This window comes from Streptomyces sp. WMMB303, assembly GCF_029351045.1.
Classification (GTDB): Bacteria; Actinomycetota; Actinomycetes; order Streptomycetales; family Streptomycetaceae; genus Streptomyces.
This window is the reverse complement of record NZ_JARKIN010000001.1, coordinates 3,305,669-3,328,883: the sequence shown is the minus strand read 5'-3', so window position 1 is coordinate 3,328,883 and position 23,215 is coordinate 3,305,669. Positions and strand designations below refer to the sequence as shown.

The following is a 23,215-nucleotide window of genomic DNA, read 5'->3' as shown; positions in this document are numbered from 1 at the left end:
GTCGTCCCGCCGGGGCGGCGCCGGGGCGCGGCGGCGGCCGCGTCGCGCGGGCACCTCGCTCTGGCGGCAGCGACGTATCCGCGGAACGGGAGGCGAGCGGCATGGTGGACGGTGTCAGTGACGTGATGTCCGGGGCGGGGGCCGGGCCGGGCGGCGGGGAAGACGTTCCCGTCGACCTGCGTCCGGCGGCGCGTCGCGCGGCGGCGGTGGTGACCGGCGTGGGGGACGACCAGCTCGGCGCCCCCACGCCCTGCACGGAGTTCGCCGTACGGGACCTGCTCCGGCACATCGGCCAGCTGGCGGTGGGCCTCCAGCGCACGGCGCGCAAGGAGGTGGGGGAGGGCACGGCCGAGGCTCCGGTCCCCTTCTCGGGAGAGCAGCTCCCCGACGACTGGCGCGAGAGCCTGCCGCACTCCTTGGCGGACCTGGCGGTGGCGTGGTCGGCGCCGGACGCCTGGACGGGCAGCACGCAGGCGGGCGGCATCACCCTGACGGGGACGGAGGGCGGTCTGGTCACGCTGGACGAGCTCGTGGTGCACGGCTGGGACCTGGCACGGGCCACCGGACAGGAGTACGAGCCGGACGAGCCGAGCCTGCGTGCCGTCCACAGCTTCCTGGCCGGTGCGGTCGCCGAGGACGGGGAGCAGGGGATCTTCGGGCCGGTCGTGCACGTCGAGGCCGACGCCCCGCTGCTGGACAGGATCGTCGGCCTCGCCGGGCGGGACCCGGGCTGGCGCCCGCCGAGCTGACGAAGTCCTCCGGCGAAGCCACCGGACGAAACCACCGGACGGGGCACCGGCCGGACGACGGGTGGTCCGGGGCGGCGCGCGGACGGCGGCGCGCGCGGTCGGGCGAGCGCCGGGCCCGGCCGCTGTCTCCGATCCCGTGCTGACGTGCGGGGACTGCGGTACCGGGGTGGGGAGCAGGGGCGGAAAGCACAGGCTTGGGGGCGTACATGGGGTTTATCGACAGCTCGTCATACGTGCGGGGGAATGAGGCTGTCCGGGCGAATCGGCCCCCGACGTCGTGGGCAGCTCTGGACCCGCGACGTCGCAAGCGAAGCCGCGGACAGTGGGCCAACTGTTCACGGCAGCAACGCACTTCCGGTGCAGCGTCCCTCGTGGCGCAACTTACCGTTCCTGGAGGAATGAACATGGCACGCATCCGTACCGCCCGCGTCATCGCGGCCGCCGCCGCCCTTCCGTTCGCCTTCGCCGTCATGTCCGGCGTGGCCCAGGCGGACAACGGCTCCCTCGCGGACGACGGATCCAACTCCAACGCGAGCTCCAGCTCCCAGGTGCAGGGCGCGGTGGGCAACGGGAACAACACCAACAACGCCAACAACGCCACCGTCAACGGCAACGGTGCCGTCGTGAATCAGGTCAACGAGACGCACAACGAGACAGCCACCGTCGTCTTCAGCAACATGTGGTGACGGGCTGACGGCCGGTCGCTCTGATCGGCCGTCGTCCGTGGGGCTGGGCTCGGGCCGCGCGTTCGCGATGCTGTCGCGGACGCGCGGTCGTCGTTCTCGCCGCCGTTTCCTGACCCCTCCGTGCCGTGTCGTTCCGCGCCGTGCCGCGCCGTGCCGCGCAGCGGGTGCGCGCGGCAGATGGCTGAATCGTGGGGCGTGGCGGGCGTGCCTGACCGGTTCCGCGGGTTCCGGCTCGTTCACTCGGCCCATGGCGACCAAAAATCAGATGATGCGACGGGCCGCCCTGCTGTCGGCCGCGCTCGCCACTGTGCTCACCGGAGGCGCTGTCCCCGCCTCCGGTGCCGAACCCACTCCCCTCGACTCCGCCGCCTACCGCCCCGCCGCTCCCGCCCCGGACGGCGCCCCGTCCGACCCCGCTCCCGGTGGCGGTGCGCCGACCCCCGGGGAGCCGGGGGTGCCAGGGGAACCGCGCGAGCCGGGAGACCCGGGAAGCGGGCCCGGCGACTCCAGGGAGCTGACCGACCCGGCCGCGCCGGACGCACCGGCCGACCCGGGGTCACCCGGTGCCGACGCGGGTGACCAGCCCTCCCTGGTACGGGGCGATCCCCGCGAGTTCGGGGCGCAGATCTTCCGCGGCAACGCCTTCGACACCTGCCAGGCCCCCTCGGCGGACACCATGCGGGCCTGGCACGGCACCTCGCCGTTCGGTGCCGTCGGCGTCTACATCGGCGGCCGCGGCAGAGCGTGCCCGAAGCAGAAGCATCTGAGCCCCGACTGGGTACGGACGGTCGATCAGCAGGGCTGGAAGCTGATGCCGGTCTACGTGGGCTCGCAGGCGCCCTGCGTCATCGCCAAGAACAAGCGCAGGTTCCGGATGTCCGACAAGGACCCCTACGGGCAGGGCAAGCGGGAGGGGCTGGACGCGGTACGCCAGGCGGAGAAGCTCGGGATGGGCAGGAACAGCGCCGTCTACCTCGACATGGAGGCGTACCGGTACAAGCAGCAGAAGTGCGCCGACACCACGCTGCGCTTCATCCAGGGGTGGAACAGCGCGGTGCGTGCCGAGGGATACGTCGCAGGCTTCTACAGCAGCGCGGATTTCGGCGTCGCGCACCTGGAGAAGGCCCGCGCCGCGGGCGCCCGGGGGCTGCCGTCGGCGGTGTGGTTCGCCCGCTGGCGCACCGAGCCGTCGACCGACGGGGAGCGGAATCTCAACCCGGAGGCGTGGCAGCCGCACCGCCGCATCCACCAGCACACGGGCAACGTGAAGCGCACCTACGGCGGCCACACGGTGCACATCGACCAGAACCTCGTGGACGCCCCGGTGGCGGTCGTCGGATGACTGCTCCCGGCACACCCTGATCCGCCTGGTGGATTCTCTCCACCTTCAGGAGGTGTAGGAAGCACCACCACTACACCCTGAGGCGGACGCGGCATCGGGACCTTCGGGCGATCCGGGGAGGCCGACCGACTCCTAGCGTGGATGCCATGACCACGCCTGGGACAGTTCGGACTCCCCGGACCTTCAATGCGAAGCACGCGCGGTCCCTTGCGATGCAGCCAGGCTCCGGGGGACAGCCACTGACGTTCACCTCCTACGTCCAAGCGCGCGGCCCGGTGCTGCTGCGCACCGCCCGCTCCCTGACCGCCAACCCCAGTGACGCCGAGGACCTGCTCCAGACGGCACTGACGAAGACCTATCTGGCCTGGGAGCGGATAGAGGACCACCGCGCGCTGGACGGCTACGTCCGCCGGGCGCTGGTCAACACCCGCACGTCGCAGTGGCGCCGCCGCAAGGTGGACGAGTTCTCCTGCGAGGAGCTGCCGGAGCCCGACCCGCTGCCCGCGCCCGATCCGGCCGAGCAGCAGGCCGTACGGGACGCCATGTGGCGAGCGGTGCTCAAGCTGCCCGCCCGGCAGCGCGCCATGGTGGTGCTGCGCTACTACGAGGACCTCAGCGAGATACAGACGGCCGAGGTGCTCGGCGTCTCCGTCGGCACGGTCAAGAGCGCCGTCTCACGGGCCCTGGCCAAGCTGCGGGAGGACGCGCAGCTCGCGGCGGACGTCCGCGCGGACGCTCCTGTGGCCGGACCCGCGGCCGAGTCCGCGGCCCAGGAGGCTGTCGCGGCCTGAACCGGGGGTCCGAGGGTGAGCCGGCAGCGCCGGCCGGGGGGCGCGCCGGGCATCCCGAAGGGGCTTCCGGGCGGTGTTCGGGGGAGGGGGACGAACCCGGGAGACGGTTCCGCAACCGGGGCCGACGGGGGGTTCGCGATCCGAGATCGGCGACGGATCCGCACAGGACCCCGTGACATACCGAGCGGTCGGTGGCAGGCTTCCGCGAAACCGACGCATTACCCGCGCGTAATTCCACACCTGTGCGTAGCCGCTTCCCGCGTGCGCGCACGCGCGTGCATCGCACGGCATGCGTCCGTTCCGCGTATCCACCGCTCATGGGGAGGCCCCGGTGCTGAGCACGATGCAGGACGACGTACCGCTGACCATCTCGCGCATCCTGCGCCACGGAATGACCGTCCACGGGGACGCGCGGATCACCACGTGGACCGGCGAGGCCGAGCCGCACCGCACGACCTTCCGGGCGACCGGGGAGCGCGCCGCGCAGCTCGCCCACGCCCTGCGGGACGCACTGGGGGTGCGACCGGAGGACCGGGTCGCGACTCTCATGTGGAACAACTCGCAGCACGTGGAGGCGTACTTCGCAATACCCTCCATGGGCGGAGTGCTGCACACGCTCAACCTGCGGCTGCCCGCCGAGCAGCTCGTCTTCATCGTCAACCACGCGGCCGACCGCGTCATCCTGGTCAACGGAACGCTGCTCCCGCTGCTGGCGCCGCTGCTGCCCCGGCTGGAGACCGTCGAGCACATCGTGGTCGTGGGCCCGGGCGACACCTCGGTACTGGCCGACTGCGTGCCCCAGGTGCACGACTACGAGGAACTGCTCGCCGGGCGTCCGACCGACTACGACTGGCCCGAGCTGGACGAGCGCACGGCAGCCGCCATGTGCTACACCTCCGGCACCACCGGTGACCCCAAGGGCGTCGTCTACTCGCACCGCTCCGTCTACCTGCACTCCATGCAGGTCAACATGGCCGAGTCGATGGGGCTGACCACTGCCGACACCACGCTCCCGGTGGTGCCGATGTTCCACGTCAACGCCTGGGGGCTGCCGCATGCGGTCTTCATGACCGGCGTCAGCATGCTCATGCCCGACCGTTTCCTGCAGCCCGGGCCGATCGCCGAGATGATCGCCGCGGAACAGCCCACCCACGCGGCAGCCGTCCCCGTCATCTGGCAGGGACTGCTGGACGAGCTCGCCGCCACGCCGCGCGACATCTCCAGCCTGAAGACCGTCACCATCGGCGGCTCCGCCTGCCCGCGGAGCATGATGCGGGCCTTCGAGGACCTGCACGGCGTCCGGGTCTGCCATGCCTGGGGGATGACCGAGACGTCCCCGCTGGGCAGCCTCGCCCACCCGCCGGGCGGCCTCACCCCCGAGGAGGAGTGGCCCTACCGGGTCACCCAGGGCCGCTTCCCCGCCGGAGTGGAGGCCCGCCTGGCGGCTCCGGGCGGCGGCTTCGCCCCCTGGGACGGTTCCTCACCCGGCGAGCTGGAAGTACGCGGCCCCTGGATCGCGGACGCCTACTTCGGCGGCGTGGGCGAGCCTCCGCTGCGCCCCGAGGAGAAGTTCAGCCCGGACGGCTGGTTGCGTACCGGCGATGTCGGCGTCATCAGCCCGGACGGGTATCTGACGCTCACCGACCGCGCCAAGGACGTGATCAAGTCCGGCGGCGAGTGGATCTCGTCCGTCGAGCTGGAGAACGCGCTGATGGCACACGAGGCGGTCGCCGAGGCCGCCGTCGTCGCCGTCACCGACGAGAAGTGGGGCGAGCGCCCGCTGGCCGGTGTCGTCTTCAGGGAGGGCCGCGAACCGCTGCCCTACGAGGAGCTGTGCTCCTTCCTCGGCACCACCATCGCCCGCTGGCAGCTCCCCGAACGCTGGGTCACGCTCGACGCCGTACCCAAGACCAGTGTGGGCAAGTTCGACAAGAAGGTGCTGCGCCGCCAGTACGCCGCAGGTGAGCTGAAGGTGACCAAGCTGCGCTGAGCGCGGAGCAGCCGCGCGTCGGCGCGCCCGCCCAGGGCGCGCCGACGCCGGGCGCCCGGGGCGCCGCCAGGACACATCGGGGCCGGACTCCGGGCGCCCCCGGTGGCTCGGTGCGGGCCGATCCCGGTGGGTCAGTTCGCGCCGATCTTCGTCAGCAGGTCGACGATCCGCGCCTGCACCTCCGCGCTGGTCGAGCGCTCGGCCAGGAACAGCACCGTCTCGCCCGAGGCCAGCCGCGGCAGCTCGTCGGGGTCCAGGCCGGCCGAGGTGTAGACGACGAACGGAGTGCGGTTGAGTATCCCGTTCACCCGGAGCCAGTCGATGATGCCGGCCCGTCGACGCCGTACCTGCATCAGATCCATCACCACGAGGTTCGGCCGGACCTGGGCGGCGACCTGCACCGCTTCCGAGTCCGTCGGCGCGTGCGCGACCTGCATGCCGCGCCGCTCCAGGGTCGCCGCGAAGGCCGCCGCGATCGCCTGTTCCTCCTCCACCAGCAGCACCCGGGGCGGATGCTGCTCGCTGTCGCGCGGCGCGAGCGCCTTCAGCAGTACCGCGGGATCGGCGCCGTAGGCCGCCTCCCGGGTTGCCTGGCCCAGCCCCGCCGTCACCAGGACCGGCACCTCGGCGGCGACTGCCGCCGTGCGCAGCGACTGCAGTGCCGTTCTGGTGATCGGTCCGGTCAGCGGGTCGACGAACAGCGCGGCCGGGTAGGCCGCGATCTGTGCGTCCACCTCCTCGCGCGAGTGCACCAGCACGGGGCGGTATCCGCGGTCCGAGAGCGCTTGCTGGGTGGAGACGTCCGGCTCCGGCCAGACCAGCAGCCGCCGCGGGTTGTCGAGCGGCTCGGGCGGCAGCTCGTCGTCCAGGGCGTGCGGCGGTACGCCGAATCCCCGCCCGTCCGTCACCTCGACAGGGCTGTCCGGGCCGTCCAGCGGTTCCGGCCCCTCCGCCAGTTCCGCGGCCGGCCCGCCGGGGCCGCCGACGGCGAACTGCTGCGGGCCGCCGGGCCTGCCCTGCGCCTGCCCGCCCTGGCTCTGCCCCGGGGGCTGCCCTGGGACCTGGCCCGGGCCCGGCCGACCGGGGCCCGGGGCACCGGCGGCTCCTGGCGGACCCGCCTCGGGCTGCGGCAGCGGCATAGGACCCGGCACCGCACCGGGCAGCCCCTGCCCCTGGGCCTGTGCCTGCCCCGGCCAGGACCGGCCCTGGCCGGGAGCCGCATCAGGACGGGGCCCGTGCGGGGGTTCCGTCGACGGACCGGCACCACCCTGCGGCGCCCCCGTGGGACCGCCGCCCTGGGGGCCGGGCGCGGCGTTGCCCTGCGCGCGTTCCTCCGGGGTGGCCAGCTTCCGGCGGCGGCCGGAGCCGGCCGGCGGTGCGGGGGTCGACGGGGTGGACGGTATGGCCGACATGGCCGACGGCGTCGAATGCTGCGCCGGTGGCCACTGCTGGGCCTGGGCCGCGGACTGCTCGGCCATCCGCTCGGCGAATGGGACCCCCTGCCCCAGCGTTCTGACGCGGGGGCCCGGACCGGTCTCGTAGGAGCCCGCCTCGACCGGCTGTCCCTGCTCCGGCCGGGAAGAGGGCGCGTGCGCCTGCTGCGCCCGCGCCTGCTGCTGTTCCGGGAGCGCCCCGCCGCCCAGGATCGGGCTGGCGGCGACCACCGACGAGTCCCCGCGCCGCGGCTCACCGCTCTCCTCACGCGGGTCCGGGATGTCCGCTGCTCTGCCCGGGTCCGGCGTTCCGTCGGAGGGCGCACTTCCGTCCGCGGACATTCCGGCGTCCGCGGGCATGCCTCCGGCTGGGGGCACGGTTCCTGCTGAGGGCACGGTTCCGTCGCGGCCTGCGGCTTCCGGGCTCGCGGCCTCCGGGCCTGCTGCTCCCGGACCTGTTGCTCCCGGTGCGCCGGTTCCCGGAGCCGCCCACATGCCCGGTGCGGCCGGTGGTGGCGCGCCCGGTCCGGCGCCGCCCGGCGCGTGGGGTGCCGGATATGGGGCGTACGCCGGATCGTCCGCACCGGTCCCCGGCTCCGCACCGGCCCCCGGCTCCGCACCGGGCTCCTGGACCGCGGATGCGGGGGCCTCCGAGGCGGCCGGAGGGAGTGCGAACGGTGCATGGCGCGGAGCCTGCTGGGCCTCGGCCTCCGCCGCCTCCGCCCGCGCGCGGGCCGCCGCGATGCGCCGTGCCCTGCGACCGCCGTCGGCCGGTGAGGGGTCCGGACCGCCCACGGCCTCCTCGGCTCCGACGCCGCCCGTGTCCTGCGGGCCGGGCCGGCCCGGCAGTTCGGGCACCGCGCCCCCAGCCTCTGCCGCTGCCTGCGCTTCTGCGACACCTTGCGGGCCGTGAGCGGTCTCCGTGCGCTCACCCAGCGCACGCCGGGCGCGCCGGCCGGTCCCCTGCGCTGTCACCGGCGCGGAGGTGCTCCCGCCCGGGTCGCCCGCGGGGAGTTCGAGCGCTCCGGATCCTGCGCGGGCGCCCGCCTCGCCCTCGTAGGACGCCTGCGCGAGCTGCTCCTCGGCCGGACTCGGGCGTCCGCGCCGCCGCCCGGTGGGCCGGGGCATCTCGGGGGGCGTGCCGGAGCCGTCGGCGCGGGAGTCCTCCTGGTGCGGGCGCTGCCCGGGCACCGGCGCGACCGGACGGCCGGGCACCGCCGACGAGCCCTCCAGGGAGCCGGCCCCGGAGGTGCCTCCGGCGTCGGGCTGCGCGTGCCCGACGTCCGGTCGGGCGCCCCCCGGGGAGGGCGCGGGGCCCAGCGCGGGCGGCCCGGCCCCGAGAGGGTCGCTCGGATCCCCGCCGGGCACGGACGAGCCCGGCCCGCCGGTGAGTTCCATGCTCTGCCGCGGGTCCGGCACCGGGGCGAGCCCGGTTCGCGCCTGCCGCGGATCCGTCACCGGCTCCAGCGCCGCCGCCGACGTCCCGTCGCCCTGCCCCCGGTCCTCCGCGTCGGGGCGCTCGACCGGTGCCGGGAGGGAGGCCGGGGGACCGCTTCGGGCGGCGCCCTCCGGAGCCTGCTCCACGACGCCCCGCGCCCGGGCCGCCGGTACGGGCATGACCGTCGTCTCGCCGTGCTCCGCCCCGGGCAGCACGCTCGGCACTCCGAAGGCGCCGGCCTCGCCGCCCTGCGAGGCGCCCTCGCGGGCACGGCTGCCGCCCCGCGCGTGGCTGCCCGTACGCGCGCGGCTGCGGTCACCGCCGCCGGTCGAGTCGTCGCCCGCCGCGTGACCGCCGCCTGCCGCGCGGCCCGCACCGGACATGCCTCCCTGGCTGTCGCCTGTGCCGGACCCGTCCGTGTCGGCCGGACCGCCCTTGCGGGCCCGGCTGCCGGACTGCCTGGCCGTGTTGCCGACCGCCTTGACCGGGACCTCCAGCACGTACGCGCTGCCGCCCGCCGAACCCGGTACCTCGTGGGTCTGCAGGACACCGCCGTGCCGGCTGACGATGCCGCGCACCAGCGGCTCGTGCACCGGACTGCCACCGCTGTACGGGCCGCGCACCTCGATGCGGACCACCTCGCCACGCTGCGCCGCCGCGACCACGATCGTCGGGTCGGCGCCGGGCGGCGGCGCGGCCTGCGCGCGGCCCGTCGCGTCCACCCCCGCCACGTCCGCGATCAGATGCGCCAGTGCCACCGCGAGCCGTTCCGGGTCGACCTCGGCCTCGATCGGCGGGGCGTGCACGGCGAACTGCGCGCGCCCCGGACCGATCAGTTCCGTGGCACCCTCGACACCCGCCGAGACCACCGCGTCCATCGGCACCGGCTCCGTCCGCAGCCGCTCCTGGCCGGAATCCAGCCGCTGATAGCCGAGCACGTTGTCGACCAGTGTCGTCATCCGGGCGTAGCCCGCCGACAGATGGTGGAGGATCTGGTTCGCCTCCGGCCACAACTGCGCCGCCGGGTCGGAGGACAGCCCCGACAGTTCCTGGCGGAGCTGCTCCAGCGGTCCGCGCAGCGACTCCTCGAGCACGGCCCGCAACTGCGCCTGCCGCCCGGCGACCGCGTCGTAGGGGCGGCGGTCGGTGAACGTCAGCACCGCGCCGACCAACTGCTCGCCGTCCCGCACCGGCGCCGTCGTCATGTCGACCGGTACCGCGCGCCCGTCCTTGGCCCACAGCACCTGCCCGGCCCGCACCCGGTGCTTGCGCCCCGAGCGCAGGCTGTCCGCCAACGGTGTCTCCTCGAACGGCAGCGGGCTGCCGTCGGGCCGCGAGTGGTGCACGAGGGGGTGCAGTTCCTGACCGCCGAGGTCGCTGGCGCGGTAGCCGAGGATCTGCGCTGCCGACGGGTTGACGAGCACCACCCGGCCCTCGGAATCCACCCCCACGACGCCCTCCGAGGCGGCGCGCAGGATCATCTCCGTCTGACGCTGCTGGCGCGCCAGTTCGGCCTCGGTGTCGAGGGTGCCGGTGAGATCGCGTACGACGAGCATCAGCAGTTCGTCGCCGGTGTACCCGCTGCCCGGACTGTCGGCGAAGGCGGCTTCGATCGCGGAGGCGTAGGGCGTCCGGCCGTCCTCCAGGTTCGCGCTGGTCACCTCGACCGGGAACTCACTGCCGTCGGTACGCCGCGCCACCATCCGGGTCGGCTTCTGCCGCCCCTGGCTCTGTTCGGCCTCGTCCGGGCGCCGCATCGACCCCGGGATGCGCTTCGAGTCGAACTCGGGCAGCAGATCCAGCAGCCCGCGCCCGACGAGCGCCGTGCCGGGCGTCTCCAGGGTCTCCAGCGCGATGGCGTTGGCGTTCACCACCGTGCCGTTGCAGTTCACCAGGAGCAGCGCGTCGGGCAGTGCGTCGAGTATGGCGGCGAGGCGAGCAGCGCCTCGGGATGGCCTGCTGCTCACGGCGACAATTCCCTCCTGCTGACCTCAGGTGCACGTGACCTTCCGCCCGTTTCTTCCCAGTTGGTCCGGTCAGGTCACGGCTGCCAGTCTGCCGTTCGCCCCGGGCGTGTCACTAGGGGGAGTCTACGGGCCACCCTTTCGGGCGCGGCGCCGGATGCGGGAGAGGTCGCCTGGTACGGAGGGGCCGGACGGTCGCCCTCGGAGCGGTCCGTGCCCAACAGGCGGTGCACGGAGGTGAGTACGCCGAACACTGCCGGACCACCCTTCCGGATCCTCCGGCAAGGGGCGCTGCCGGGCCTCCGTCAAGGCCACTTCCGGTCGCCGCCCAGGGGTGACTTCCGCCCGCTGCCCCCGGCTGTGTCGTGGCCACTGTCCGGGGGCTCGGGCGGGGCGTGCCCGCGGGTTCGTGGACAGTTCGGAGCCAAATGTTCCGCTTGGTTCCCGGGTGGGAGGGGCGATTGTCCGCGCCCGGCCCTTTTGCGTCCGCAGGTGCCGAGGCGGCGGGATGGACAGGACGGACGGGACGGTGTCGGAACGGCAGGCGGAGACCGGGGCGCGAGAGGAAGGGGACAGAAGGAAGGAGGAGATCTGGAGGGGATCTGGAGGGGATCTGGAGGGGATCAGGGAAGGATCAGAAGGAGGTGCGGGGCAGCGCCGGAACGAGGCGGTTCCACCGCGCCACCTCGCAGCCGTTGGTCCGGCTGAACCGGGCGCCCACCTTCCGTCCGTGCCAGGTGCCCGTCACGCGGGCCCGCGCGGGGCCCCCATAGATCATCGCGCAGACCGCGTCCCCCGGCACGGGTGCGAACGGGTCCCTGCCCCCCGAGGCCGCCCGGTCCAGCGCGGCGCAGGCCCGGCCCGGCGCGGGGTGCTCGCCGCCCGCGGGGTGGCAGCGCAGGGTGTACGACCCGTCCCGCGCCGCCCGCCCGCTGCGGGTCACGGTGAAGGTCAGTCTGTCGGCCGGCCGCCGTCCCGTGGGAGGCACGGTTGCCGCGGCTTCGCCGGGAGCGGCCGCGGGGGCTGCTGCCCGACCCGCAGCGGACGCCTCGGGCGCCCCGAGGAGGGCGAGCAGTCCGGCCGTCGCCGAGGTGACCGCGGTGAGGGTGAGAAGAGGGCGGATGCGGAGGAGTACGGGGTCGGTGCGGCGCGGCATGGCTGGCTCCAGAGGTCGGGAGCGCTCCCGACCGGCCGGACGGGGCGGATCTCCACGAGGGCGAGGGGACGGGGGGGCGCCGCGAGTACGCCCCCGTCGTGTTCAACGCCGCTTCCGGCCCGCCGTTGCGCGGACGGACCCGTCCGGCCCCGTCCGAGCCCAGGACGCGCCCCGGATGGGCGCACCGCCGGCCCGGGCGGGCCCACCGCAGGGCCGGAGCCGCGCGGCGGGGGCCGGAGTACGCGAGGGGGATCGTCGGCGGGGATCAGCCGTGCCTCCCCCTTCCCGGCAGTCGCCGAAGTGCTTTGCCCAGGGGTCCGCGGACCGAGTACGGTGGGAGCCGATTGGAGACAGCCCCCAGGGTTGTGCCATCATCAGCACACACTTTGTCGCCCCTGCGGGCGCTCGGAGTGTGTCTGGAGGCTTCGCCTAGTCTGGTCTATGGCGCCGCACTGCTAATGCGGTTTCGGGGTAACCCCCTGATCGAGGGTTCAAATCCCTCAGCCTCCGCTTGAGATCTACGGGTCCGTGCTCGCATACGGATCTCAAGATCACCGAAGCCCCGGCCCGTCCGGGGCTTCACTCGTTCCGGGCCGCAATCTCTCGGTCCCTGCACGCCTCGGAGCCCTTGCCGGCCCGTCCGGGGCGACCCGGGGCCGGCCCGTACCCGAAGTCCCCCATGGGTACGTTTTCGCAGGTCAGCCGGGATGCGGACAATGGATTTCGCCTGGGACCGCAGGTCATGTAATGTTGTTCCCGCAACGCCGACCGGCAAGAAACACCGCCGGACAGCAAGCGCTCGTAGCTTAACGGATAGAGCATCTGACTACGGATCAGAAGGTTGCAGGTTCGAATCCTGCCGAGCGCGCAGCAGATCAAGGGCCCTGTTCAGTATGGAACAGGGCCCTTGGCGTATCCTGTTGACGGCAGTTTTGACGGCAACCACCTAGCGGATCATGACTCTTCCCGGTCGTTGTCCTCGCTCAGGCGTCGCTCAGCCGTCCGATGGCGTCACGCTGCTCATCCAGGCGCACGATGCCGCCCTACCAGGTGGGGCCGGTGTGGCCCACGTCGACAATGCCCGTGGTGCGGCGCCAAGTCTCGCTGCTGGCCTTCGCCGACCCGCAGGCCGCGGCCGAGGACATCGACCTCGCCGAGCAGTTGCCGGCCCCGCTGGACATGCTCGCCACCAAACTCACCGTCCGCATCGGCTCCCTGGCCCGGGATGCCGGCCGCACCGACGCCGACATCGAAGACCGCGCCCACCTCGTGCGCACCGAAGCACAGGTCGCAGGCGTGAGGGAAGCAGAGGTCAAGCTGGAGCTCGCTTTGGCCCTCCACCACGCCGTCCGCAACGACCAGGAGCAGCACGCCACTGTCCTCGACCGGCTGCGTGAACTGTCCGAAGACGGCGCCCACGCCCACTACATCGAGATCGCCCGCTTCATGGCCGGCCTGGCACCGATCCCCGAGGCCACCGCCCAGTGGATCGAGGGGACACAGACCCAGACCCCGGCGCGGGCACTGGAACGGTATGGTCCGGCGTCGGCGGACTGAGGTGGAGGGGGTCAGCCGGTCCGGCCCAGGTGCATGACGACGACGGTGACGGTGTTGTCGGTGATCTCGTACACGACCCGGTAGCGGCCCACGTACATGCGGCGCAGGTCGGGCGAACCGTATTCGACGGTGCCATCCGGCCGCGGCTCCTGGGCGAGGAGATCCACCGCATCCATCAGCCGGCGCAGCCCTTCGGCGTCATCCTCGAGGAAGCGGGGGGCAGCGTTGAGAGCCGCCTCTTCCCAGACGATCGCGTAGGTCAACCGCGCTCCAGACCGAGCCGGGCGCGTACCTCGTCATGCGGGACCAGGGCCGTCTGGCCGGCCGCCTGCCGGGCACGGTACTCGGCCAGCGCGAGCGCGTCCTCCAGATCGGCGAGCTCCTGCGGATTGACCAGGACAGCCGCGGGCTGACCGTGATCGGTGATCGTGATGCGCTCGCGGGCATGGGAAGCACGGCGCACCAGCGAACCGAACCGGGCCCTCGCCTCAGTGATCGGCAACGTCTCACTCATGTACGGAACTGTACACTTATCGCCGCCACCGGCAAGACCGGTCACCACGGGTTCCAGGGGCAGGGCTTGTGGCCGCAGGTGCCACCAAGCCCGGGTCCAGCGCGCCACCTGCCCTGCCGGGACGGGCGGGAGCCGGGACGTGCGGTGGAGCATCCTGTCCGGCTTCTGCCACGGCCGCCTTCGACGGTTCCAGTTCCTCCCGCAGAGGGGCGCTGTGCGACAGGTGGTAGCCGAGGCGGCCTGCGAGCTGTGCCACCAGCACGGCTTCACCGGTCTGGCGAGCGGCCGGGTCACCGAGTCGGCAGGGGCGCTGCGAGTCCTTGCCGCGACCGGCTCGGAGACGATCCATCCGGCAGATCCTTCCTGGGGGCGCGCTCGGTTCGCGGCAGGGCGGCTGTAGGTGCGGGACCGTCGCGGCGCGTGCGGCTGAACGTCGGCCGGGTACTGCGGACCCGGCCGGGCAGGTGGGCAAGACTCTCTGGAGTCGTATGGCAGACGAATGCGGCAAGCGCGGCGGGCGGCCGGTCAGGGGGCGGTCAGGGGGCGAAGAACATGGAGACGTCCGTCCGGTCGAAGCGACGGGCTGCCACGTCCTGTCTCGCGAGGGACCAGTGGACCACCGCGCTCTCCCAGTCGTCGATGTCGGGGTGCCACTGGGCCAGGAGCACCCAGTCCTCCGGCCGTGCGACGTCGACATGCGCTGGGTGGTCCGCTGCCGCCGCGCGGGCCGCGGCCTGGACCGGGTCCAGTTCGCCGTACTCGTCCATGGCGTACCCGTCGAGCTGTATCTGCGACCACTTGGTGAGGTTCAGATCCGTGTCCCGCACCTCGCGCCATGCCTCGCGCAGTTCTCCGGCGTGTGGATGTGCGGCGGGATCGACGAGCGAGTCGTGGTCCGGCAGGGAGACGTCGTGGCGCAGCCGCAGCTCTCCCATGCGGAGCAACTGCGCGTCCAGTTCGGCGAACAGGTCGGTCGGGCTGGAGCCGCGCTCCACGGGGTGTTCCTCCACGGGGGTGTCCGCGGGGAGGTGTATCGCCGTGCCGTGGGCGTCCAGCGCGTCGGGATGAGCGCACAGCAGGAGCCGGCCCTCGCGCGGCAGGGGGAGGCGCGTCGCGTCCGCGGGGAGCGCGGCAAGGTCCAAGGACGCGATGAGGTGCAGCTCGTCCAGGCCCTCCGGGCGGGGGGCGCCCACGGGAAGCGTCAGCGGACCGCCGAAGCGGCCCACGACCGGTCCGTCCACGTGCGGTGACAGCGTCGCGCACGGACGCGCGGTCGTCAGCCACCGCTCCACGTCGGCGGGCGGCACCTCGCGCGCGAGCGCCTCCCGACGGAACCGGTCCAGCTTCTCCAGGATCTCGGGCCTCATAGGAGGAATGTAGGGCCGGGGTATGACACTCACTCCTCCCGCCCCGGCCGGGCGGCTGGGCCGGGCCGGGCCGGGCCGGGCCCGAGTGTTTCTCAGGCAATTCCCATGTGGCGGCAAGCTCCCTCTCACTCCCGCGCCCGAGGGTGAACCCATGACGCGGAGTGGAGCGAGTGCGGTGCCGGCACCGCAGCGGGACGGGACGAGGAAGCAGGCGCGGGCGGAGGGAGCCGGGTGCTCCGAGGGGGCACCACCGAGGGCCGGACGTGGCCCGCGGAAACCCGGTGTCCGGCGGCAGCACGCGATCCCGCGGGAGCGGACTGCCGCGCGGGCGCACGGTGCCCAGCCGGAGCAGGGAACCCGGCGGGAGCACACGGCCCCGCGGATGCTCGTGGTCGGAGATCTGGCGCTGGACGAGGAGAACCGCAGGGTGCGGCGGGGCGGGGGGTGGATCCGGCTGACCGCGACGGAGTTCGAGTTGCTGCGCTTCTTGATGCGCAATCCCGGCAGAGTGCTCAGCAAGGCGCAGATACTCGACCGGGTGTGGAACTACGACGTGAGCCGCCGGGTCAACCTGGTCGAGATCTACATCTCGTATGTGCGACGGAAGATCGACACGGGCGGGGAGCGGCTGATCCACACGCGGCGCGGTGCGGGCTATGTCTTCAAACCCGGCGAGTCCGTCATACCGGCGTTCCGGCCGCTGAAGGCGGATGAAGGGTCGGATACGGATTAACATCGAGGGGTGACGGTCCGTGCTGATCTCGGCCGTTGCCGCCCCGTTCCGTCTTCCGACCGGCCCGCGGAGCCGGCCCCCAAGGAGCGCGTGCCATGAGCGACGGCAGCCGCACGAGCCGGATGCGCAGGACCAGCGTGTGGCTGGAGGAACGGACGGCGAGCCGCCGCAGAGCCACCGGGAGCGGCCAGACCGAGGGGCTGGACCGGGAGAAGATCACGGCGGCTGCCGTACGGCTGCTGGACACCGAGGGGCTGGCGAAGTTCTCCATGCGTCGTCTGGCGGCCCATCTCGGTGTCACCGCGATGTCCGTGTACTGGTACGTGGACCGCAAGGACGACCTGCTCGAACTCGCGCTGGATGCCGTCGAGGGAGAGTTGGAGGTGCCGGACGCGGACGCTGCGGGGGCGGACTGGCGCGAGCAGTTGCGGCAGTCGGCCTTCGCGCTGCGCGGTCTGCTGCACTGTCACCCGTGGGCGTCCGGGACGCTGGGCAGCTTCCTGAACGTCGGTCCCAGCGCGATGTCCTTCCAACTGGGGGTGCGGCGCGTGCTGCTGCGCTCCGGGCTGCCCGAGCAGCAGGCGGACGGGGCGTTGGCGGCGCTGTTCTCGTTCGTCTACGGGCACGCCGCCGTGGATGCCAGTTGGCAGCGCCGGTGCAGCGAGGCGGGCGTCAGCTCGCAGGACTGCGTCGATGCGCTGCGCTCCACGGTCGGTGCGCGCCCCGAGTACGCGGAGTGCGGCACGGGCGTACGCGGAGAGGCCGTACGCCCGGTGGAGCAGCGGGATTTCGGTGTCGCGCTGGACTGCGTGATCGCGGGTATCGAGGCCATGGCACGGCACGGGCGCGGCCCGGCCCCGCAGGACCGGGCCGCGCCCGTGATTCCGCCCCAGCCTCCGGCTCCCGAGGACCGCTGAGCGGGCGCCGAGAGCCGGAGGACCACCCTCGGTGCCTCCCCGGACCGGGCAACCGGCCTCAGAACGGCAGCGATTCCCCTTGTACCGCCTGGATGTCCAGGTCCACCTTCAGCGTGGTTCCGACGGCGGCGATTCCGGCGGCGACGACCTGGTTGTAGTTCATCGCGAAGTCCGAGCGCCGCAGTTCGGCCGTGGCGCGGAAGGCGGCGCGCCGACCGCCCCAGGGGTCGGGGCCGCTGCCCAGGTAGCTGAGGTCCAGGTCCACCTCGCGCACGACGCCGTGCATCTCGAGACGGCCGTGCACGGTCCACCGGTCCGGTCCGGCCGCGTCGATGCCGGTGCTCCGGTAGGTGATGTCCGGGTGGTTCTCGATGTCGAGGAAGTCGCCCGAGCGCAGGTGCTGGTCGCGCATGGCGTTGCCGGTGTTGATGGACTCCGCTTTGATGACGGCTTCCACGGACGACTTCCCCGGGTCCTGCGCGATCTCGATACGGCCGCCGAACTCGGTGAAGCGGCCGTGCACGCTGGTCATCCCCAGGTGCTGCGCGCTCGCCGCCACCGTGGAGTGCATCGGGTCGAGGGTCCACGGGCCCGGTGGGGGCAGCTCGGCACCGCCCTGCCGGGCCAGTACCAGGGCCCCCAGGTCCGCGCGCCCGGAGGCGGTGACCATCGCCGTGGAGGCGGCCGGCGCGTAGCCCACGGCGGTGGCGATGACCGTGTACGCGCCCTGCGGCAGCGGCTGCCCGCTGTGCACGACGCCCTGTTCGTCGGCCTCGACGCGCAGCACCTGGGCACCCGTCATGTCGGTGACGGTCAGCACCGCGTGCTGCACCGCCCATCCGTCCCGGGTGCGCACCCGGGCTCGTAGGCCGCCATTCGCGGCCCCGGCCCCGGTTCGGCCGTCGGCCCCGTTGCCGGTGACGCCGTCGGCCGCACCGGGGTCCGCTCCGTCTGCCCCGCCTGTCATCTTTCTCCCAGCTCTCTCTCACCTGCGACGGCGGGCCCCGGCGACGTACACGCCGGTTCCCCGGTGTCGTTCACCATGGCCCCTCGGGCGTCGAGGGACCATGGCCTCATGGACTGGTGGCCGCACAGTCTCGACGGCCTCCTGGATGACGGGCCCCGGCGTCCCGGCGGCGGGCCGTCCCTTGCCCGCGCTCGCGCAGTGCGCTGATCCGGGCCGCCGGGGCCCTTCCCCGAACCGGACCCGGCGGCGCGTGCTCCGCTCGTGTCACGCGCCGCCAGGACCGGGGGGTCATTCGTCCGGGTGGTGCAACTCGATGTCGTATGCGTCCACTCCGGGCCCGGTCACGTGCAGGGCGTTCGCCTGGGGCGGATAGCCGCCGGCAATGACCGAGTAGTCGCCCGCGTCCAGGTCGGAGAAGGCGTAGGCGCCGTCCTCACCGGTGGTGGACGTGGCGATGACGTTGCCCGCCGCGTCGACGAGCGTGACCCGCGCGTCGGGCAGCGGCCTGCCCGCGCTCCCGGCGCGCACGGTGCCGGTCACCCGGGCACCCGCGGCCAGGTCGACGTCGAGCCGGGTGGTGCCCTGGCCCTGCACCTCGACCGGGAGCGCGGTGGGCCGGTGGCCGGGTGCGTTCACGGCGACCGTGAAGCTGCCGGTGACCAGTTCGTCGAACCGGTACTCGCCCGTCTCGCCGGTGACCCCCGTGGCGAGCACCTCGCCGCGGACGTCCGTGACGACGACCATCGCGCCCTGTACGGGGGCGCCGTCGGCCCGGCCGCGGACCTGGCCCGCGAGGCCGCTGGTGCCCGAGAGCAGCAGGTCGTGGCTGAGCGGTTCCTCGCCGACCACGACCGTGGAGGCCTGCGGCTGGTGGCCGTCGGCGGCCGCGATCAGCACGTAGGAGCCGGCTCCGGGTGCGTCCAGCCCGTAGGAGCCGTCCGCGTGGGCGACGGAGCGGCCGAGTTGGCGCCCGCTGAGCGAGATCAGGGTGACGGCCGCTCGGGCGACGCCGATTCCCTCCGCGTTGCGGACGGTGCCGTAGACGCCGTAGTCGTTGGTCGGCATCGGTGCCGGGGACTGTGCTATGGCCATGGCCGCGTACTCCCTGAGCTGCTGAGTGTCGCCCCCCGGCGATGCGGCGCCCGAGGGCGCCCAGGTGGGGGCGGCCGCCGCGGCGTCCTGCGGCGCGGCTCCCTCGAGTGCCCCGGCGCGATCCACTACCGCGTCGGCGGGGTGTTCCGCCGCCGCGGGGGTGTCCTCGTCCGCGCTCGCCTGGTGCGCGGACGTGGTCCGCAGCGGGACCTCCCGGATGAACAGCACGCACACCAGCGCCAGCAGCGCGACCGGCGCGGCGTACAGGTAGATGTCACCGATGCCGTGCCCGTAGGAGCTCTCCACGACGGTACGGACCGGCGGGGGCAGTTCGTCCAGGTCCGGCAGGGCGCTGCCGCCACCGCCGGTGGCGCCGCCGCCCGGCTTGATGCCGAGCTTGGCGAAGCCGTCCTCCATGTAGTGGGTGATCCGGTTGGAGAGCACGGCGCCGAGTGCCGAGACGCCGACCGCGCCGCCCAGGGAACGGAAGAAGTTGACCGTGGAGCTGGCGGCTCCGAGGTCGTTCGCCGCCACCTGGTTCTGGGTGGCGAGCACCAGGTTCTGCATCATCATGCCGACGCCGAGGCCGAGCAGCGCCATGAAGATCGCCATGTGCCAGTACTCGGTGTCGTACCGCAGCGTGCCCAGCAGACCCATGCCCGCCGCCATCAGCACGCCGCCGGAGATCAGGAACTTCTTCCACTTGCCCGTCCGGGTGATGATCTGCCCGGAGACGGTGGTGGAGACGAACAGCCCGCCGATCATCGGGATCGTCATGACGCCGGCCATCGTGGGGGACTTCCCCCGGGCGAGCTGGAAGTACTGGCTGAGGAAGACCGTCGCGCCGAACATGGCGATGCCGACGAAGAGCGAGGCGACCGCGGCCAGCGTGATGGTGCTGTTGCGGAACAGCCGCAGCGGGATGATGGGCTCCTTGGCCTTCGACTCGACGAGCACGAAGATCAGGCCCAGTACGATCGATCCGCCGACCATCGTGTAGGTCTGCCAGGACAGCCAGTCGTACTTGTCCCCGGCGAAGGTGACCCACAGCAGCAGGGTGCAGGCGGCGGCGGCGATGAAGAACGCGCCCGCCCAGTCCACCTTGACGCCCGGCCGCTTGACGACGGGCAGGTGCAGGGTCTTCTGCAGGACGATCAGCGCGATGACGGCGAACGGGACGCCGACGTAGAAGCACCAGCGCCAGCCGAGCCAGCTCGTGTCGGTGATCACGCCGCCGAGCAGCGGGCCGCCGACGGTGGCGATCGCGAAGGTGGCGCCGAGATAGCCGCTGTAGCGGCCGCGCTCCCGGGGGGAGATCATCGCGGCCATGATGATCTGGGCGAGGGCCGAGAGCCCGCCCATGCCGATGCCCTGCGCGACCCGGAAGGAGATCAGCGTTCCCGGGTTCTGCGACAGGCCGGCTCCGGCCGAGGCCAGAACGAAGACGATCAGGGCTATCTGCACCAACAGCTTCTTGCTGGTGAGGTCGGCCAGCTTGCCCCAGAGCGGGGTCGACGCGGTCATCGCCAGGAGTGACGCGGTCACGACCCAGGTGTAGGAGCTCTGGCTGCCGTTCAGATCGGAGATGATCCTCGGCAGCGCCGTGGAGACGATCGTCGACGACAGGATGGCGACGAACATGCCGAGCAGCAGCCCGGAGAGCGCCTCCATGATCTGCCGGTGCGTCATCGGCGCCGTGCGCTCTGCCGTGGTCGCGGTGGTTCCTGCCGCCGCCGACTCGGCCCCGGCGGTCTGGATGCGGCCGGACGACGCGGCATGCGCCGCGTGCCGGGCCCCACCGCCGGCTCCCGGCGCGGCGTCGCGGGACCCCCCGGCCGGCGGCTGGGATCGGGTTGTTGCCATTCGGCGTCCTTCTAACTCAGTGGTGCGGTCGGTGTTGTCTCGTGGGGCGTCCCGCCGCGGGCGCGGCAGTCCCCGAAGCTGGTACGGAGCCGGCTGAGCAGTGTGTTGAGCCGGGCGACGTCCTCGTCGCTCCAGTCCTGCAGGTGGGCGGCGAACGCCTCGACGAGATGCGCGGTGAGGTCCGCGAGGAAGCGCTCACCGCTCTCGCTGATCCGCAGCAGGCGGGACCTGCCGTCCTGCGGATCGGGGCGGCGCTCGATCCAGCCGCGGTCGGCGACGTGGGTGACGTGTCTGCTGGTGACCGACATGTCGATAGCCATCAGCTCGGCCAGTCTGCTGGTGCGCATCTCCCCGTGCTTGTCCAGGAGGGTCAGGACGACCGCCGAGGCGGGTGGGCACTCCGGGGGGAGGCCGCGCGCCATCTCTCGCTTGACGGCGCCGATGGCGCTGATCTGCCGGGCCAGCTCCTCGTACTGACTGCGTTCGGCCATCTGCACCTCAGGTACTTGTTGCTTAAGGCAACCATACGGATGGTTGGTTGCTGTAGGCAAATTGATTTCGGACAACCCAGGCAAACGCTTGGCAAAGAGTGTGTGTGCTGCCGGTGTGCGTGCGCGGGGTGTCGGCCGGGGTGCCGCAGGTGCCGGATGTCCTGCACGCTGCGCAATCGGGAGCGGACAGAGGGGCACAGGAGAGGGCGGGATCACCGTCGGCGACTCAGGTGTGAGCGAGTGCACAGCGTCCACCCCCGTGCGGCTGTGCCATCCGGGGGAGGGTTCGCTAGGGTCCTGGGACATGGCTCACAACCCGCAGGCGCCGCAGGGTCCGGACGGACAGGGACCCGACCCGGCAGGCAGCACGCAGATGTTCCGCGCCTTCGTCGACGAGGGCAGTCCCCGGCCCGGTAGCAGGCAGGCGGCCGCACCGGCCCCGGCGGGTCCCCGGATCGGCCTGATCGTCGGAGTCGTCGTCGCGCTCGCCGTACTCGCCGGTGTCGCCTGGCTGGCCTTCTCCTGACGGGCTGACGAGTTGACTGACTGACGGGCTGACGGCCCTGACGGGGCGATGCCCTGACGGGGCCACACGCTGCCGGCAGGACAGTGGCTGACGCCCTGTGACATGCCGCTCGGGTGAGGGGTTCTGACGGGCTGACGCGTTCGCGGGGGGCGACGGTGGCCGGCAGCCCGACGGTCCGGGCTCGACGCGCGGGCCGCCACCAGCCGTCGTCCCCGTCCGCGCCGCAGCCGGCGGTCGGCGGCGGCCCGAGACGGACGAGAGCCGCCGAGGCGGCTATCCGGCTGCCTCGACGGCTTCGTGGCGTGCTCTCCTGGGTCCGCATGGCGCCAGTGATGCTGACGCCCTGTCAGAAGTGCGGCTTCTGTCGGCGGCTCCAGGTGTCCCTTCCGCGGTGCTCCTCGTTGTCCCGGCCCCTGGCGGCACCCCTTTCCGTGTCCCGGCGACTCGCGTCCCCGGCATCCCCGCAGGTGTGCCGCGAGAAGTGCGTCGCGGCCCTGCTGCCGAGGTCACGGTCGATGCTTCCGTCGGTGTTCCCGTCGATGTCTCCGCAGGTGTCCCGGTCGATATCCCTGCCGGTGTCCCCCGTGGCACTCCGCCCCCGTTCCGGTCAGTCCTCCGCGATCAGCCCTTCGCGCAACTGTGCGAGCGTGCGGGTCAGCAGCCGGGAGACATGCATCTGGGAGATGCCGACCTCCTCGCCGATCTGCGACTGCGTCATGTTCGCGAAGAAGCGCAGCATGATGATCTGGCGCTCCCGCGGCGGGAGTTTGGCCAGCAGCGGCTTGAGGGACTCGCGGTACTCGACGCCCTCCAGCGCGCTGTCCTCATAGCCCAGCCGGTCCGCGAGCGAGCCCTCGCCGCCGTCCTCCTCCAGCGCCGGGGAGTCCAGCGAGGAGGCGGTGTAGGCGTTGCCGACGGCCAGCCCGTCGACCACGTCCTCCTCGGAGACGCCGAGGCAGCTCGCGAGTTCGGTCACGGTCGGGGAGCGGTCCAGGGTCTGGGACAGCTCGTCGCTCGCCTTCGTCAGTGCCAGCCGCAGCTCCTGGAGGCGCCTGGGCACCCGCACCGACCACGAGGTGTCGCGGAAGAAGCGCTTGATCTCCCCGACGACGGTCGGCATCGCGAACGTGGGGAACTCCACGCCGCGTTCGCAGTCGAAGCGGTCGATCGCCTTGATCAGTCCGATGGTGCCGACCTGGACGATGTCCTCCATCGGCTCGTTCCTGCTGCGGAAGCGGGCCGCGGCGTAGCGGACGAGCGGCAGGTTCAGCTCGATGAGGGTGTCACGTACATACATCCGCTCCGCGGTGTTGGCCGTCCCCGGGGAGTCGGCCGCCGCCTTGTCCAGCGTGGCGAGGCGCAGGAAGAGGGAGCGGGACAGGGTGCGGGTGTCGAGCGTGTCGCTGCCGGGCAATGCCGTCGCGGCCCCGGCGAGCTCCGTCGGCGCCTCCGCCGCGAGGTCGTCCGGCGCCACTTCGTCGAGCATCGGTGGCAGGCTGCCGGGCTCGGCGGGCCCGGGAGGTGCCCCCGGGGTCGGGGACGTGTTCTCGGCGAGCACCTTGGAGCTGCCCAGTTCTACGGACATGCCACCCCCTTGAGGTCGCGGACGGTCGCTGCGGCGCCCTCGGCTCTGAGGGAA

18 protein-coding genes, 2 tRNA genes and 1 pseudogene are annotated in these 23,215 nt (G+C 72.8%); 12 read left to right on the top strand and 9 right to left on the bottom strand.

The window, feature by feature from the left end; translation table 11 throughout:
• Positions 1 to 101: 101 nt before the first annotated feature.
• From P2424_RS14825 to P2424_RS14805, 5 genes are all read left to right on the top strand, one after another.
• Positions 102 to 749, top strand: coding sequence for a TIGR03086 family metal-binding protein (locus P2424_RS14825; RefSeq protein ID WP_276476211.1), 648 nt, complete (start codon positions 102 to 104; stop codon positions 747 to 749).
• Between the two features lie 404 nt (positions 750 to 1,153).
• The gene (locus tag P2424_RS14820) at positions 1,154 to 1,435 is read left to right on the top strand and encodes a hypothetical protein (protein ID WP_019354473.1); all 282 of its coding nucleotides are present in this window, start codon (positions 1,154 to 1,156) and stop codon (positions 1,433 to 1,435) included.
• Positions 1,436 to 1,682: 247 nt separating this feature from the next.
• A complete protein-coding gene (locus tag P2424_RS14815; RefSeq protein WP_276476210.1) occupies positions 1,683 to 2,777 on the top strand; it encodes a glycoside hydrolase domain-containing protein in 1,095 nt (364 codons plus the stop codon).
• 212 nt (positions 2,778 to 2,989) lie between these two features.
• Positions 2,990 to 3,568: a SigE family RNA polymerase sigma factor gene (locus tag P2424_RS14810; protein ID WP_276476209.1), complete on the top strand. Its 579-nt coding sequence runs from the start codon at positions 2,990 to 2,992 to the stop codon at positions 3,566 to 3,568.
• A 331-nt stretch (positions 3,569 to 3,899) separates the two neighbouring features.
• Positions 3,900 to 5,558, top strand: a complete 1,659-nt coding sequence (locus P2424_RS14805) for a long-chain fatty acid--CoA ligase (RefSeq protein WP_276476208.1) — start codon at positions 3,900 to 3,902, stop codon at positions 5,556 to 5,558.
• 131 nt (positions 5,559 to 5,689) lie between these two features.
• On the opposite strand, the gene P2424_RS14800 is transcribed toward P2424_RS14805, so the two are convergent.
• A complete protein-coding gene (locus tag P2424_RS14800) occupies positions 5,690 to 10,396 on the bottom strand; it encodes a PAS domain-containing protein (protein ID WP_276476207.1) in 4,707 nt (1,568 codons plus the stop codon).
• Between the two features lie 631 nt (positions 10,397 to 11,027).
• Positions 11,028 to 11,549, bottom strand: coding sequence for an SSI family serine proteinase inhibitor (locus tag P2424_RS14795; protein WP_276476206.1), 522 nt, complete (start codon positions 11,547 to 11,549; stop codon positions 11,028 to 11,030).
• 418 nt (positions 11,550 to 11,967) lie between these two features.
• On the opposite strand from P2424_RS14795, the gene P2424_RS14790 reads away from it, so the two are divergent.
• From P2424_RS14790 to P2424_RS14780, 3 genes are all read left to right on the top strand, one after another.
• Positions 11,968 to 12,059 (top strand) — tRNA-Ser (locus tag P2424_RS14790).
• A gap of 285 nt (positions 12,060 to 12,344) precedes the next feature.
• Positions 12,345 to 12,417 (top strand) — tRNA-Arg (locus P2424_RS14785).
• 218 nt (positions 12,418 to 12,635) lie between these two features.
• Entirely contained in the window at positions 12,636 to 13,106 is a 471-nt protein-coding gene (locus P2424_RS14780) for a hypothetical protein (RefSeq protein WP_276476205.1), read from the top strand.
• An 11-nt stretch (positions 13,107 to 13,117) separates the two neighbouring features.
• Here the strand turns inward: P2424_RS14780 and P2424_RS14775 are convergent, their stop codons facing one another.
• Together P2424_RS14775 and P2424_RS14770 are read right to left on the bottom strand one after the other, a co-directional pair.
• Positions 13,118 to 13,369 carry a type II toxin-antitoxin system RelE/ParE family toxin gene (locus tag P2424_RS14775; protein ID WP_276476204.1) on the bottom strand — a complete coding sequence of 84 codons (252 nt, stop codon included), beginning with the start codon at positions 13,367 to 13,369 and terminating at the stop codon, positions 13,118 to 13,120.
• Complete coding sequence (locus P2424_RS14770; protein WP_276476203.1) at positions 13,366 to 13,620, bottom strand: type II toxin-antitoxin system Phd/YefM family antitoxin; 255 nt, start codon at positions 13,618 to 13,620, stop codon at positions 13,366 to 13,368. The genes P2424_RS14775 and P2424_RS14770 overlap by 4 nt, the downstream gene beginning before the upstream one ends.
• A gap of 214 nt (positions 13,621 to 13,834) precedes the next feature.
• On the opposite strand from P2424_RS14770, the gene P2424_RS14765 reads away from it, so the two are divergent.
• A complete protein-coding gene (locus tag P2424_RS14765) occupies positions 13,835 to 14,020 on the top strand; it encodes a hypothetical protein (RefSeq protein ID WP_276476202.1) in 186 nt (61 codons plus the stop codon).
• A 136-nt stretch (positions 14,021 to 14,156) separates the two neighbouring features.
• Here P2424_RS14765 and P2424_RS14760 read toward each other — a convergent pair whose 3' ends face one another.
• Positions 14,157 to 14,987, bottom strand: a complete 831-nt coding sequence (locus P2424_RS14760) for a DUF1963 domain-containing protein (RefSeq protein ID WP_276476201.1) — start codon at positions 14,985 to 14,987, stop codon at positions 14,157 to 14,159.
• Positions 14,988 to 15,369: 382 nt separating this feature from the next.
• On the opposite strand from P2424_RS14760, the pseudogene P2424_RS14755 reads away from it, so the two are divergent.
• A pseudogene (locus P2424_RS14755) lies at positions 15,370 to 15,720 on the top strand (winged helix-turn-helix domain-containing protein); the annotation flags it as partial.
• Between the two features lie 95 nt (positions 15,721 to 15,815).
• Positions 15,816 to 16,637: a TetR/AcrR family transcriptional regulator gene (locus P2424_RS14750; protein WP_276476200.1), complete on the top strand. Its 822-nt coding sequence runs from the start codon at positions 15,816 to 15,818 to the stop codon at positions 16,635 to 16,637.
• Positions 16,638 to 16,695: 58 nt separating this feature from the next.
• On the opposite strand, the gene P2424_RS14745 is transcribed toward P2424_RS14750, so the two are convergent.
• The 3 genes from P2424_RS14745 to P2424_RS14735 all read right to left on the bottom strand — a co-directional run bounded on the left by P2424_RS14745 (position 16,696) and on the right by P2424_RS14735 (position 21,050).
• Entirely contained in the window at positions 16,696 to 17,604 is a 909-nt protein-coding gene (locus tag P2424_RS14745; RefSeq protein WP_276476199.1) for a YceI family protein, read from the bottom strand.
• A gap of 288 nt (positions 17,605 to 17,892) precedes the next feature.
• A complete protein-coding gene (locus P2424_RS14740; protein ID WP_276478977.1) occupies positions 17,893 to 20,385 on the bottom strand; it encodes an MFS transporter in 2,493 nt (830 codons plus the stop codon).
• 185 nt (positions 20,386 to 20,570) lie between these two features.
• On the bottom strand, positions 20,571 to 21,050 hold the full coding sequence (locus tag P2424_RS14735; protein ID WP_276476198.1) for a MarR family transcriptional regulator: 480 nt from the start codon (positions 21,048 to 21,050) through the stop codon (positions 20,571 to 20,573).
• A 304-nt stretch (positions 21,051 to 21,354) separates the two neighbouring features.
• Between P2424_RS14735 and P2424_RS14730 the strand changes: the two genes are divergently transcribed.
• The gene (locus P2424_RS14730) at positions 21,355 to 21,576 is read left to right on the top strand and encodes a hypothetical protein (protein ID WP_276476197.1); all 222 of its coding nucleotides are present in this window, start codon (positions 21,355 to 21,357) and stop codon (positions 21,574 to 21,576) included.
• Between the two features lie 607 nt (positions 21,577 to 22,183).
• Here P2424_RS14730 and P2424_RS14725 read toward each other — a convergent pair.
• Positions 22,184 to 23,161: an RNA polymerase sigma factor SigF gene (locus P2424_RS14725; RefSeq protein WP_276476196.1), complete on the bottom strand. Its 978-nt coding sequence runs from the start codon at positions 23,159 to 23,161 to the stop codon at positions 22,184 to 22,186.
• Positions 23,162 to 23,215: the final 54 nt, after the last annotated feature.

Bases quoted from the DNA above. Each gene is read 5' to 3' on its own strand.
- P2424_RS14825 (WP_276476211.1), top strand. From the start codon at position 102: ATGGTGGACGGTGTCAGTGACGTGATGTCCGGGGCGGGGGCCGGGCCG.
- P2424_RS14820 (WP_019354473.1), top strand. From the start codon at position 1,154: ATGGCACGCATCCGTACCGCCCGCGTCATCGCGGCCGCCGCCGCCCTT.
- P2424_RS14815 (WP_276476210.1), top strand. From the start codon at position 1,683: ATGGCGACCAAAAATCAGATGATGCGACGGGCCGCCCTGCTGTCGGCC.
- P2424_RS14810 (WP_276476209.1), top strand. From the start codon at position 2,990: ATGCAGCCAGGCTCCGGGGGACAGCCACTGACGTTCACCTCCTACGTC.
- P2424_RS14795 (WP_276476206.1), bottom strand. From the start codon at position 11,549: ATGCCGCGCCGCACCGACCCCGTACTCCTCCGCATCCGCCCTCTTCTC.
- P2424_RS14770 (WP_276476203.1), bottom strand. From the start codon at position 13,620: ATGAGTGAGACGTTGCCGATCACTGAGGCGAGGGCCCGGTTCGGTTCG.
- P2424_RS14760 (WP_276476201.1), bottom strand. From the start codon at position 14,987: ATGAGGCCCGAGATCCTGGAGAAGCTGGACCGGTTCCGTCGGGAGGCG.
- P2424_RS14750 (WP_276476200.1), top strand. From the start codon at position 15,816: ATGAGCGACGGCAGCCGCACGAGCCGGATGCGCAGGACCAGCGTGTGG.
- P2424_RS14745 (WP_276476199.1), bottom strand. From the start codon at position 17,604: ATGACAGGCGGGGCAGACGGAGCGGACCCCGGTGCGGCCGACGGCGTC.
- P2424_RS14740 (WP_276478977.1), bottom strand. From the start codon at position 20,385: ATGACGCACCGGCAGATCATGGAGGCGCTCTCCGGGCTGCTGCTCGGC.
- P2424_RS14735 (WP_276476198.1), bottom strand. From the start codon at position 21,050: ATGGCCGAACGCAGTCAGTACGAGGAGCTGGCCCGGCAGATCAGCGCC.
- P2424_RS14730 (WP_276476197.1), top strand. From the start codon at position 21,355: ATGGCTCACAACCCGCAGGCGCCGCAGGGTCCGGACGGACAGGGACCC.
- P2424_RS14725 (WP_276476196.1), bottom strand. From the start codon at position 23,161: ATGTCCGTAGAACTGGGCAGCTCCAAGGTGCTCGCCGAGAACACGTCC.